The sequence below is a fragment of the Oerskovia sp. Root918 genome (assembly GCF_001428945.1).
Taxonomy (GTDB): Bacteria; Actinomycetota; Actinomycetes; order Actinomycetales; family Cellulomonadaceae; genus Oerskovia; species Oerskovia enterophila.
Genome location: NZ_LMJG01000001.1, coordinates 422,999 through 435,551, shown reverse-complemented (window position 1 = coordinate 435,551; position 12,553 = coordinate 422,999). Strand labels below are relative to the sequence as shown.

Sequence of the window (12,553 nt, the reverse complement as noted above, 5' to 3'; positions counted from 1 at the left end):
GTCCCGGTCAGCCGATGTTGCCCTCCGGGCGGAAGACGATCGACGAGGTGCGGTCGTTCATGGACCCGAGGCTCGTGCACAGCGGGACGCAGTTGGTCGTGGTGCCCGAGTAGTTCTCGCCGTCGTAGAGCGTCGACCAGCACCGGGCGTAGGTCGCCATGGAGCTGATGTTGTTGTTCATCAGGTAGGTCGACATCTTGGGGAACCCGTAGGTGTTGCCCGTCATGCACCCGTAGCCGCTGCTGCCGTAGAAGACCTTGGCGCCACCGGTCTGGTTGGTGTTCTTGTACGCGATGCCCAGCATCATGGAGCTCGCGGCGGCGGTCGTGACCGTGCCCGCTCTCGCCGCCTGGGGCGCGGCCGCCGCCTTGGCCGCCTGCTCGTTCGCGTAGCCCCGCAGGGCCGTGATGTCACCCGCGAGGACGCGCGGGTCCGTCACGGGCTCCCCCGAGACCGACTCGAGCGCCTCGCCGAGCGTGTCGAAGCACGCGGTCGTGGGCGCGGGGGTGAGGGCGATGTCCTGCCCGGCCGGTGTCGGCTGCGCGATGACCGTGCAGACCTGGTCGTCGGTGGGGAATCCCTGCGACGTCAGGTCGGGACCGCTCGCGAGGGCCGGTGCCCCGCCGATCCCCCCGAGGACCAGGACGACCGCCGAGACGGCGGCCAAGCGCGTGATGCGTCGTGACATGTGGTGCTCCTTCACAGCGTGGGCCGGGAGCCTCCGCGACCTCGCGAAGGACCGACACGTGGGTGAGGACCGACAGCGGGACAACCTCGTCCCACGCCCCCGCACCGATCCTAGGGGTAGGTCAGAGCAGTGTCCCGTTTGTCCCCTGTGTTCACCCGCGGCCACCGGATCTGTTGCCCGGGGCCCGCGTGACGCGCGGTCGCACGGCTTCCCCTATAGCGTGCAGGCACGGTCGTCTGCACACAGCCGTCGGCGACCGCAACGGGGGAACCACCAAGCACCTTCAACGCCACCGGTCCGTACCGGGGAAATGAGTGTCGATGAAGCACCGTTCGTTGTTAGCTGCAGTCTCTGGACTGGCGGTGGTCGCGGCCTCAGCGCTGCCCGCCGCGTCCGCACCGTCCGACCCGGCCGGCCCGTCCGGCCCCACCCTCACCTCGCAGTCCTCGGAGTCGCTCGCGCTCGACCAGGGCAAGGTCGCCCCGTCGCTCGCCGAGTCCTCCGGGACCGTGACCGCGTTCGTCCAGCTCGACACCCCCTCGGGGGTCGACCTGTCGGAGCAGGGCGCGAGCGCCGCGCAGGTCGAGGACAACCAGGCAGTCGTCGAGCAGCTCGCGGACAGCGTCGTCCCCGCGCAGACGAACGCCCGCAGCGCCCGTGCCGCGGGCGCGCCCCAGCAGGTGTCGGTCACGAGCAAGCTCGTCCCCGGTGTCGTCGTGACCGGTGACGCCGAGCAGGTCCGTGCCCTGGCAGGTGACGACAAGGTCGTCACGGTCTACCGCATCGTCCCCAAGACGCCCTCCAACAAGGGCACCGACGCGTTCACGCGGGCCCTCGAGGCATGGCAGAGCACGGGCTACACGGGGCAGGGCGTCCGGATCGGCATCATCGACACGGGCATCGACTACACGCACGCGGGCTTCGGCGGCCCGGGCACGCAGGCCGCCTACGACGAGGCGTACGGCGTCAAGGGCCAGGGTCCCGTCCCCGCGGGGACGTTCGACGACGCCAAGTACCTCGGCGGGTACGACTTCGCGGGGTACGACTACGACGCGTCGGGCACCGTGCCGGGCACGTCGCTGATCCCGACGCCGGACGAGAACCCGATCGACTCGCTCGACTCGATCGGCTCGGGTCACGGCTCGCACGTCGCGGGCACGACGGGCGGCTACGGCGTCCTGGCTGACGGGACGACGTTCGACGGCGACTACACGACCCTCACCGACATCTCCGACTGGACGGTCGGGCCGGGCTCGGCCCCCGAGTCGGGCCTGTACGCGCTCAAGGTCTTCGGTGACCTGGGCGGCTCGACCAACGTCGTGGTCGACGCGCTCGAGTTCGCGGCCGACCCCGACGGCGACGGCGACCTGTCCGACCGGCTCGACATCGTGAACCTGTCGCTCGGCTCGGACAACAGCCCGGCCGACGACCCGGAGAACCTGTTCATCGACCAGCTCTCGCGCCTGGGCACGCTCGCGGTCGTCGCGTCGGGCAACGCGGGCGACGTGACCGACGTCGGGGGCTCGCCCGGCAACGCGCGCACCTCGCTCACGGTCGCGAACTCGGTGGGCAACACCCAGACGTTCGACGGCGTCGAGGTCACTGCCCCGGCGGGCGTCGCGGGCTCCTATCCCGCGCAGAACTCGCAGAGCTACGCGGGCGACGCCGACGTGACCGCGGAGGTCGCGTTCCTGGGCGCCACGGTCAGCGGGTGCACGCCCCTGACACCGGCGCAGGCCACCGCCACGGCGGGCAAGATCGCGTTCCTCTACTGGGACGACGACGACGCCACGCGGGCGTGCGGGAGCGCGGCGCGCTTCAACAACGCGCAGGCCGCGGGCGCGGTCGGCGTCCTGCTGTCCTCCGAGCTCGAGGTCTTCGCGGCCGGGATCGCGGGCAACGCGGGCATCCCGGGCGCGCAGCTCACGGGCCCGAGCCACGACGCGCTGCGTCCGGCGATCGAGGCGGGCGGCGTCGTCCTGACACTGGGCCCGTCGCTCGCGAACTCGTCGTTCGTCGAGATCCCCGCGATCGGGGACACGCTCAACGCGGGGTCCTCGCGCGGGGTGCACGGCTCGCTGGGCGTCGTGAAGCCCGACGTCGCCGCACCGGGCACGGGGATCTCGTCCGTGGCCTCGGGTCGTCTCACGCAGCCCGGCATCAAGTCGGGCACGTCGATGGCCACCCCGCACGTGGCGGGCATCGCGGCGCTCGTCAAGGAGGCCCACCCGGGCTGGAGCGCGCAGCAGGTCAAGACGGCCGTCATGAACACGGCCTCGCACGACGTGTGGACGGGTCAGGGCGGCACGGGCACGGCGTACGGCCCCGAGCGCGTGGGGTCGGGGCGCGTGGACGCGGTCGACGCGGTGAAGAACTCGACCCTCGCCTTCTCGGCGCAGGACAAGGAGCTCGTCTCGGTGTCGTACGGGCTCGTGCCCGTGGCGGACAAGACCGTCAAGGAGCGCCGCACGGTCGACGTGCAGAACACGGGTTCGCAGACCGTGAAGTACGCGGCGGCGTTCACGACGTCGAGCTCCGCAGGGGGCGCGACCGTCACGGTCTCGCCCGCGGACCTCACGATCCCCGCGGGGCAGACCCGGACGGTCACGCTGACCCTGACGGCCGACCCGGCGACGCTCGCGAAGCAGCTCGACCCGACGTCGGCCGCGACCACCTCGGGCGTGCCGCGCGACTTCGTCGGCATGCTCACCGGTCGCCTGGTCCTGACGCCGGAGTCGGGCAGCGAGCTGCGCGTCCCGGTCCAGGCCGCGCCGAAGCTCGTGAGCGACCTGACGGGCAAGGACGTCACGTTCCTGAACCAGGACACGTCGGCCGAGCTCGACCTCGACGGACGCGGCGTGGCCTCGGGCGGCTGGACGTCGCTCGTGGCGCCGTTCGAGCTCAAGGCGACGAGCCCGCGGCTCGAGGCCGATGCGGCCGAGGGCTCCTCGGCCTCGGCGGTCGCGTCGGGTGACATCCGCGCTGTCGGCTTCACGTCGAGCGCGCCGCAGTACGCGGCCGCGGGCGACGACCCGGGCGCGGGGCGGATCGGCATCGGCGTGGCCATGGACGGTGACTGGGCCTCGCTCGGTGGGGTCATGTTCCCGTCGGTCGAGACCGACGTGGACGGTGACGGCTCGGCCGAGTTCGAGACCGTGGTCCGCAAGTACAACGAGTCGGACCTGACCCTGGCGACCACGTACACGCTCAAGGACTGGACCGGTCCGGACGGCGAGGAGTACGGGGCGGGCGAGGGCGTGCTGCTCGAGCCGGTCAACTCGGTCTGGGCGAACGTCGACACGTCGGTCTTCGACAGCAACGTGCTCGTGGTGCCGATCGCGATCGGCGAGCTCGGCATCGAGCCGGGCACCGTGCCGTCGTTCACGGTCGCGACGTACTCGTACTACGGGACGCAGCCCGACCAGTCGATCGACCGGGTCGGACCGTTCACGGGCGACCCGTACGACCCCGCGTACTGGTTCAGCGGCGGCGGACAGCTCCTGTTCGTGGGCGCCGACGACGCACCCGTCACGGTCAACCGGTCGGCCGCGGCCACCGAGGCGGGCACGGGCGAGCTGCTCCTGCTGCACCTGCACAACGCGAGCGCGGGCAAGCGCTGGCAGACGGTCGGGGTCTCCACCCTGGACGCGTCGGTCGAGCTCACGGTCACGGCGCAGTCGCGCTGCGTGTCGGGCAAGGCGCAGGTCTCGGTGCGCGCGGTCAACGACGGTGACGTCAAGGCCGACGTCGTGGTCGAGACGCCGTTCGGTACCAAGACGTTCAAGAACGTCGCGCCGGGCAAGTCCGCGTCGCAGTCGTTCAACTCGCGCGAGGTCTCGATCGACGCCGGCGCGGCGACGGTCACGGGCACGGCGATCATCGACGGCGTCAAGGTCACGACGCCGTTCGAGGCCGGGTACGAGGCGATCAGCTGCGGCTGACACCTCGCCCCCTCGGGGGACGGGTCAGGGTCGGCGTGACCTCGAGGTCACGCCGGCCCTGACCCCAGAGCTTCTTGCGCATGACGAAGGGCGCGACCCCACGGGTCGCGCCCTTCTGGCGTCCCCGGGTCCAGAAGACACCGAGGGACCGTTCAGGACGAGCGTGGCCCCATGTTCACGCTCGTCCTGACAGCTCTGTGCCCACCAGGGGGCGACGGGCCCCTACACCTTGACGCCCAGGTTCTGCATCTCGAGCACGAGCCCCTTGATCGCCGCGGCGGGCACCTGTCCCCCGCGCTCGACCAGCGCCGCGACCGACGCCGGGATCTCGGCCTCCGAGCACAGGATGAGCGGGGTGTCGGCCGCCGAGTCGGGCAGCCGACCGTGCGTGCCGCGCACGTAGGACGCGTCGAGCGGCACGGTGCTCATGGCGTAGCGCAGCCCGACCTTCTTCTTGACGAGGTTGAGGCCGGCCTTGGCCTTGGCCAGGGGGTCGGCGGGGTCGAAGAACAGCTCGGCCGGGTCGTAGCCCGGCTTGCGGTGGATGTCGACGCCGCGTGCGTACTCGGGCGCGCGGGCGTCGTCGAGCCAGAAGTAGTAGGTGAACCAGGCGCCCGGCTCGGCGACGACCACGAGGTCGCCCGAGCGCGCGTGATCGAGCCCGTAGCGGGCCTGCGCCTCGCGGTCGAGGACCTCGTCGACGCCGGGCACGGCCCGCAGCAGGTCGGCGACGCGCGCGAGGCGCGAGAGGTCGTCGACGTAGACGTGCGCGACCTGGTGGTCGGCGACCGCGAACGCCTTGGACGTCCACGGGTCGAGCTGCTCCTTGCCGTCCTGGACGTAGACCTCGAGCAGGCCCTCGCGGCGCAGGATGCGGTTGAGGTGCACGGGCCGGTTCGCCTCGGCGATGCCGTACTCGGAGACCACGACGACCGCGATCCCGTTGTTGGCCGCGTCGTCGAGCAGCGGGGCCAGGACCGTGTCGAGCTCGGCGGCCGCGGCGTCGGCCTCGGGTGAGTCGGGGCCGAACCGCTGCAGGTCGTAGTCGAGGTGCGGCACGTAGGCCATGGTCAGCTCGGGCGAGTGCGTGCGCAGGACGTGGCGGGTCGCGTCGACGATCCAGGCCGAGGACGCGATCGCGGCGGTCGGGCCCCAGTAGGTGAACAGGGGGAACTCGCCGAAGCGGCCCGTGAGCTCGTCGTGCAGCGCGGGCGGGCGGATGTACGCGTCGGGCGACTTGCGCCCGTCGGCGTGGTAGATCGGCCGAGGGGTCACGGTCACGTCGGTCGTGGCGCCCATGGCGTACCACCAGCAGACGTTCGCGGTCCGGTGGTCGGGGTTCGAGCGGCGTGCGGCCTCCCAGATCTTCTCGCCCTCGACGAGCTTGTTGTGCTGGCGCCACAAGAACACCTCGCCGAGCTCGCGGAAGTACCAGCCGTTGCCCACGGCTCCGTGCTGGGCGGGCGCGAGGCCCGTCATCATGGTCGCCTGCACGCTGCACGTGACCGCGGGCAGCACGGTCGCGAGCTGGGTCTGCCAGCCGCCCGCGGCCATCTGGCGCAGGCGGGGCATGTGGGCGAGGGCCTTCTCGGTGAGCCCGACGACGTCGAGCAGCAGCACGGGCTTCATGCGGGGACTCCTGAGGGTGCGGGGATGGTCACGGTCTCCACGGGGCCGGGGGCAGCACCGGGGGTGAGCAGATGGTCGGTGGCCCAGCGCAGCTCGGCGGCGATGCCTCCCACGAGCGGTTCGACGGCCCCGGCAGAACCGAACGCCGGCGAGTCGGGCGGCAGCACGGCCCACGTGTAGGTCTCGACGTCGAGGTGCGCCTCGTCGCCGTGGGGCGCTGCGCGCACGGCCTCGACGGCCTCGCGCAGCACGTCGGTCGTCGCGGTCAGGGGTGCGGCGGGCTCGTGGTGCAGGGGCACGTGGAAGTGCACGCGCCAGGGGCCGTCCCCCGGCAGCCCGGGCACCGCGTCACCGTCGCCCAGCGCATCGGGCAGGTCGTCGACGGGCAGGACGTCGCCGCTCGGGGCGAGCTCGCGCACCTGGTGGATGTAGCGCTTCTCGACGAACTGCCCGACGGCGTCCCGCGCCTCGGGTGCCGACGGCTCGGCCACGTGGAGCGCGGCCGAGGCCTGCACCTTGACCACCCGCAGCCCGGCCCCCGTGATCCGCGCGACGGCCCCGGCCGGGTCGGCGAACGAGACCGCGAGGTGGCACGTGTCGAGGCAGACCCCGACGAACGCGGGGTCGATGCCCCCGACACGCCCCGGGCGCTCCGGGCGCTCCGCCTCGGCCTCGCCCGCCCCGCCGGTACGTGCCTCGAGCCAGGTCACGACGTCCTCGACCGTGTCGAGCACGCAGCCGGGCTCGGGCTCGACCGCGACGCGCACGACCTTGCCCGTGCGGGCCGCGAGGTCGCGCAGCCCGTCGGAGAGCTCCTCGAACGCCCGGGTCGCGATCGCGTCCTGCGCGGGCGACCAGGGCTCCCCGCCCGGCTCGCGCCACGCGAGCGGGAGCGTCGAGATGGACCCGTCCACGCCGTCGGGCAGGAGGGCCGCGAGGACCTCGGCGCACTCGAGGGTGTAGGCGAGCCGCTCGGGGTCGGCCCACGTGGGCGAGTAGACCGCGAGCTTGACGACGTCGTCGTGGAACCCGCCGTAGGGGAACGCGTTGAGCGTGTGCACCTGCAGCCCGTGCTCGTCGAGCGCGGCCCGCAGCCGGGCCATGTCGTCGGCCGCGCGCGGCGAGGCCGAGAGCCGGTGCGCGAGCGAGGCAGGCAGCCACAGCCCGACCCCGAGCACGTCGAGCCCTGCGGCCTCGCGCACGGGCCCGGCGTACCGGGCGAGCTGCTCGACCACCCCGTCGAGGTCCTCGGCGGGGTGGACGTTGGTGCAGTAGGACAGCAGCATCAGACCCGTGCCCCGCGCAGCACCGAGCTGCCCTCGAAGCTCGCGCTCGCCGCGGGCGCCTCGCCCTCGACGAAACCGGGCACGGGGTCGAGCAGCAGGTTGCCGGACTGCCCGTAGAACTCGACGGGGTTGCGCCACAGGACCTTGTCGACCTCGTCGTCGGTGAACCCGGCCGCGAGCATGGCGCGCCCGGTCTTGAGCGTCTTGAGGGGGTCGGAGCGCCCCCAGTCGGCGGCCGAGTTCACCAGGACCCGCTCGGTGCCGTGCTCGAGCAGGATCGAGACCATGCGGTGCTCGTCCATCTTGGTGTCGGGGTAGACCGAGAACCCCATCCACGCCCCGGCGTCCTTGACGAGCGCGACGTTGGTCTCGTTGAGGTGGTCGACCACGACCATCCCGGGGGCGATCCCCGACTCGCGCACCACGTCGAGCGTGCGGTGGGTCCCGACGAGCTTGTCGCGGTGCGGGGTGTGGACCATGACCGGAAGGGCCGCGTCGATCGCCATGGCGAGCTGACGCGTGAACGCCTCGTCCTCGGCGGGGGTCATGGAGTCGTAGCCGACCTCGCCGACCGCGACCACGCCGTCCTTGTCGAGGTAGCGCGGGATCTCGTCGAGCACCTCGGTGCAGCGCGGGTCGTTCGCCTCCTTGGGGTTGAGGGCGATCGTCGCGTGGTGGCGGATCCCGAACTGCGTGGCCCGGAACCGCTCCCAGCCGAGCAGCGCGTCGAAGTAGTCGACGAACGACCCGACGGTCGTGCGGGGCTGGCCGAGCCAGAACGCGGGCTCGACGACGGCGCGCACGCCCGCGGCGTACATGACCTCGTAGTCGTCGGTCGTGCGCGAGGTCATGTGGATGTGGGGGTCGAAGATGCGCATCAGGCGTCCTTGCTGTGGTTCGCGTGAGAGGTCGTGGGCACGGTGGGCAGGGTGGGGGCGCCGGTCCTGTTGGGCGCCTCGGGTGCGATGCGGGCGACGTCGTCGGGCACGACGCGCCCCGCGGCCCGACGCTCGGCTGCGAAGTCGCGCGCCATGCGCGCGAGCTCGTCGTCCGCGCGCTCGTCGAGCGCGGCGACCGCGTCGAGGCTCACGCCCATGAAGACGAGCTTGAGGACCGCGTGGCGCCAGGCGTGGTCGTCGAGGTGCGCGGCCGCGAACGGCCCGACCGCGGCGGCCACGAGGCTCTGGTCGTTGGCGCGCAGGGCGTCGGCCGCGAGCGCTGTCCCGGCGCAGACCACGGCGGGCGCCAGGGCGCCGTCGGGCTGCCCGGCCAGCGTGAGGGCGTCGAGCCCGCGCAGCACGCCGCGCCGCTCGGGCGTGTCCCCGCGCTGGTAGGTCTCGGTCAGGCGCGCCGCGAGCGACTCGCCGTCGGCGGGCAGGGCGTCCGCGAGCGCCACGACCAGGCGGGCGCGCGCGGCGTCGTCGAGCGTCCCGTGCAGGACCCCGGCGGGGTCCAGGTCGGGGTCGAGGGACGTGCGTCCCACGGCCCGCCCGGCCCGTGCCAGGTGCCCGACGGCGGAGCCCGGGTCCGCGGCGATCTCGCCGCAGGCCGTGGCCAGCCAGGCGGCCTGCTCGTCGGTGAGCAGGCCCACGAGGGCGTCGGGGTGACCGGCTGCGGGCGGGCCCGCCGTCGCTGTGGCGCCCGGTGCGGCGGTCAGGTCGGGGGTGGTCATCGGAGTGCCTCCTGGGGTGCGGATGCGGTGGTCGTCGGAGAGGTCTGGTCGGTCGCGCTCCACGCGGCCCAGGCCTCGGTCATCGCGGTCATGCTGCGGTGCGCGAGCCCGGGGGCGTCGTACGAGTGGCGGGGCAGCTCGACGGCTGCGACGCCCGTGTAGCCGATCTCGCCGAGCGTGCCGAGGGCGAGCGACAGGTCGAGCTCTCCGTCCCCGAACGGCAGGTGCTCGTGCGCGGTGTGCCGCATGTCGTCGACCTGCACGTTGAGCAGGTGCGGCGCCGCGGCGAGCAGCGCGCCGCGCACGCCGTCGGGCTCGACGACCACGCAGTGCCCCAGGTCGACCGTGAGGCCCAGCTCGGCGGGCGACCCGACGTCCTCGCGCAGCCGCAGGGCGTCTCCCACGGTCTCGACGAGCATCCCGGGCTCGGGCTCGAGCGCGATCCGGACCCCGTGCTCGCGGGCGTGGGCCACGACGCGCGGCACCCGGGCGAGCAGGCGCTCCCAGCCGGCCTCCGCCGTCGTGCCCGCGGGCAGGACCCCCGAGAAGAACGACACGCACTCGGCGCGCAGGCCCGCCGCGACCTCGACCGCACGGCACAGGAAGCGGACCCGGACGTCCGCGAGATCCTCGTCGGGATCGAGGAACGTCGGGTGGTGCTTGCGGAACGGGTCGAGCAGGAAGCGCGTGCCCGTCTCGACGACCACGCGCATGCCCAGGTCGTCGAGACGCTCGCGCAGCCGGGCGACCTGCGCGTCGGCGTCGTCCGCGAACGGGTCCAGGTGCGGGTGCCCGAGCGTCAGCGCCACGGCGCCGTAGCCCTCGTGCGCGAGCACGTCGAGCGTGACGTCGAGCGGGTGGTCGGTGAAGCCGTTGGTGCCGTACCCGAGGGTGAACGGTGGTGCACCGGGGCTGGTGGAGCGGCTGGTGGAGCGGCTGGTCGGCGAGCTCATGACTCGCTCAGTCCCGGGTTCGGGCTCGTGCTGCGCCGGCTCCTGGCGCGCAGCGCACGACCCACGACCTCGACCGCGGCGAGGACCGCGACCGAGCCCAGGCTCCCGCCCCGAGCGGCGAGCGCCGCCTGGAGCGGCACCATCGAGCGGATGCCCGCCTTCGTCGCCGCGAACGCGTTCGCGGCGTCGGGCGCGCCGACCGCCTGCGCCTGCTGCGGCAGGCACGAGGCCGCGTAGACCCCGGCCGACGCGAGCGCGGCGAGCGCCGGGACGACGGCGCGTGCGCGCCGTCCCGCACCGGACCTCCCGAGGGCTGGCTCCGCCGTCGGGCCGGAGCGCAGCGACCGCAGCGCGCCGACCGCCACGGCCCCCGCGACCCCGACCGTCCCCGCGGCCACGGCCGCCGCGACGGGCGGCGTCGTGCCGTGGACCTCACCGCGCGAGAGGACCGTCACGCCCGCGGTGTGCACCGTGAGGGCGGCCGCGGCCGGGAGCGCGGCGCGGACCCTCCCGGCGCCCGCGCCCATGAGGACGTCGAGGCCGCGGCAGGCCGCCATGACGACCGGACCGGACGCGTGGTTCTTCGCGACCAGGTCGTACGTCCACACGCTCGCGGCCAGCGGGACCGCGAGGGCGAACGACCTCCGTCCTCCCCCGGCCGCCGCGAGCGTCAGACCCGCGGCCGTGAGGCCCGTCGCGACGCCGAGCGCCTGGGCCGGCGAGACGCGCCCCGAGGGCAGCGGGCGCTCGGGGCGCTCGACCGCGTCGAGCTCGCGGTCCGCGTAGTCGTTGAGCGCCATCCCGCCCGCGTACAGGCAGGCCGAGGACAGCGGCAGCAGCGCGAGCCGCCACGCCCGCACGTCCCCGGCACGCACCGTGCGTGCCGAGCCCAGCCGCCCACCCGCGGCCGCCCCGGCCAGGGTGTCCCCCACCACGGACAGGACCGCAGGAGCACGGACCAGGTCGAGGTAGTCGCGCAGCGTCACGGCTCGTCGACCCCTGCCTGAACTGCGTCCGCCTGCACGCTCGTCCGGTGCGCCCACACACCCAGCACGCGGGACTGCTCGGCGAACGAGTGCACGTCCGAGCCCCACGGGTCCTTGAAGAAGAAGCCCATCTCCGGCACGGGGCCGGACAGGCCCGCAGCGTCGGCGAGCGCCAGGAGACGCGCCAGGTCCAGGACGAGGGGCGCCGCGAGCATCGAGTCGTACGCGCTCCACGTCGTCTGGAGCGTCAGGCGCGAGCCCAGGAAGCCCTCGACGTGGATGTGGTCCCACGCGACCTTGATGTCGCCGAGGTCCGGGACGTTGTCGATGTGCAGCGGGGTGACCGTGCTGCCCGTCAGGTCCTGCAGGCCGCGGTTCTTCGACACGAGCTTGCTCTGGACCGCGTGCGGGTCCGCGAGCGTCGCACCGTCGCCGCCGCCCAGCAGGTTCGAGCCCGCCCAGGACAGTACCCGCAGGCCGCGGGCCGTGATGGCCGGGGCCAGGACCGAGCGCAGCCACGTCTGCCCGGTCTTGCCGTCCTGGCCCGCGAACGGCACGCCACGCTCGGCCGCGAGCGCGTGCAGCGCGGGCAGGTTCATGCTCGCCGAGGGCGTGAAGCCCGCGTAGGGGGCTCCCGCGAGGAGCGCCGCGTACGCGTTGACCGAGCTCGCGGGCAGGACCTCGCGCTCGGGGTCCTCCAGGGCCGCGCGCAGCAGGTCCAGGTCCTCGAGCTCGGGGGCCGGGGCCGGGAGCGGCTCGGTCGAGGCGAGGTCGACGACCACGACGCGGGCCAGGCCGTGGCGCTCGCGGAAGTCGACGATGTCGGCTGCGAGCGCCTCGGCCGCAGCGGCCTGGGAGCCGGAGCGGTGGGCCGCGTCGTAGCCGGGGCGGATGTCCGCGTCGACCGCGTCGAGCTGGGGACGCACCGCCTCGAGGAGGCGGTAGGGGATCATGCCGGCCTCGACGAGCTGCTCGGCCTTCTTGCCGAGGGGCGTGTCGCTGATGTCGTGGCCACCCACCGCGAGGTCCGCGAAGGCCGGCAGGGCGACGTCGTCGAGCGGGGCCTGCGCGGTGACGCAGCCGGTGGGGGCGGAGAGCCCCGAGGCGATCGCTGCCAGGCCGAGGGTCGCGGTCGTGGCGACCGACCCGCGGGCCCCGACGAACCAGATGCCGGTGCGGCCGTGGTTCCACGTCGACTGGTGGGCTGAAAGGTGCATCGTCGCTCCTGGTCCCGTCGACCCCGGGGACCGGGGTCGATGTGGCGAGCCGAGGGCCTCGTCGCCCCCGACGGGCCTGCGAGCCCGGAGGTGGGCGCACTCTCGCTGCTGCGCGACGTGCTCTTGCTGTCCGGGCCGAGGCCGTGGCCTGACCCTAACCCCCCTTTTGTCGATGGTCAAT

9 protein-coding genes are annotated in these 12,553 nt (G+C 73.6%); 1 reads left to right on the top strand and 8 read right to left on the bottom strand.

Annotation, left to right across the window (positions count from 1 at the left end; genetic code table 11):
* Window positions 1-7: 7 nt before the first annotated feature.
* The gene (locus tag ASE27_RS01920; protein WP_056645158.1) at window positions 8-688 is read right to left on the bottom strand and encodes a hypothetical protein; all 681 of its coding nucleotides are present in this window, start codon (window positions 686-688) and stop codon (window positions 8-10) included.
* Window positions 689-1,008: 320 nt separating this feature from the next.
* Here ASE27_RS01920 and ASE27_RS01915 point away from each other — a divergent pair, with 320 nt between their 5' ends.
* On the top strand, window positions 1,009-4,629 hold the full coding sequence (locus tag ASE27_RS01915; protein ID WP_082608398.1) for a S8 family serine peptidase: 3,621 nt from the start codon (window positions 1,009-1,011) through the stop codon (window positions 4,627-4,629).
* Between the two features lie 222 nt (window positions 4,630-4,851).
* Here ASE27_RS01915 and ASE27_RS01910 read toward each other — a convergent pair whose 3' ends face one another.
* The 7 genes from ASE27_RS01910 to ASE27_RS01880 are packed head-to-tail and all read right to left on the bottom strand — an operon-like array spanning window position 4,852 to window position 12,372.
* Window positions 4,852-6,258: an alkaline phosphatase family protein gene (locus ASE27_RS01910; protein ID WP_056645154.1), complete on the bottom strand. Its 1,407-nt coding sequence runs from the start codon at window positions 6,256-6,258 to the stop codon at window positions 4,852-4,854.
* Window positions 6,255-7,544: a metabolite traffic protein EboE gene (eboE, locus tag ASE27_RS01905; protein ID WP_056645152.1), complete on the bottom strand. Its 1,290-nt coding sequence runs from the start codon at window positions 7,542-7,544 to the stop codon at window positions 6,255-6,257. Before eboE ends, ASE27_RS01910 begins: the two co-directional genes overlap by 4 nt.
* Window positions 7,544-8,422: a TatD family hydrolase gene (locus tag ASE27_RS01900; protein WP_056645150.1), complete on the bottom strand. Its 879-nt coding sequence runs from the start codon at window positions 8,420-8,422 to the stop codon at window positions 7,544-7,546. Before ASE27_RS01900 ends, eboE begins: the two co-directional genes overlap by 1 nt.
* Entirely contained in the window at window positions 8,422-9,216 is a 795-nt protein-coding gene (locus ASE27_RS01895; RefSeq protein WP_056645148.1) for an EboA domain-containing protein, read from the bottom strand. Before ASE27_RS01895 ends, ASE27_RS01900 begins: the two co-directional genes overlap by 1 nt.
* Window positions 9,213-10,169 carry a sugar phosphate isomerase/epimerase gene (locus tag ASE27_RS01890; protein ID WP_082608397.1) on the bottom strand — a complete coding sequence of 319 codons (957 nt, stop codon included), beginning with the start codon at window positions 10,167-10,169 and terminating at the stop codon, window positions 9,213-9,215. The genes ASE27_RS01895 and ASE27_RS01890 overlap by 4 nt, the downstream gene beginning before the upstream one ends.
* Window positions 10,166-11,155, bottom strand: a complete 990-nt coding sequence (locus ASE27_RS01885; RefSeq protein ID WP_056645146.1) for an SCO3242 family prenyltransferase — start codon at window positions 11,153-11,155, stop codon at window positions 10,166-10,168. Before ASE27_RS01885 ends, ASE27_RS01890 begins: the two co-directional genes overlap by 4 nt.
* Window positions 11,152-12,372 carry an inositol-3-phosphate synthase gene (locus ASE27_RS01880; protein ID WP_056645144.1) on the bottom strand — a complete coding sequence of 407 codons (1,221 nt, stop codon included), beginning with the start codon at window positions 12,370-12,372 and terminating at the stop codon, window positions 11,152-11,154. The genes ASE27_RS01885 and ASE27_RS01880 overlap by 4 nt, the downstream gene beginning before the upstream one ends.
* Window positions 12,373-12,553: the final 181 nt, after the last annotated feature.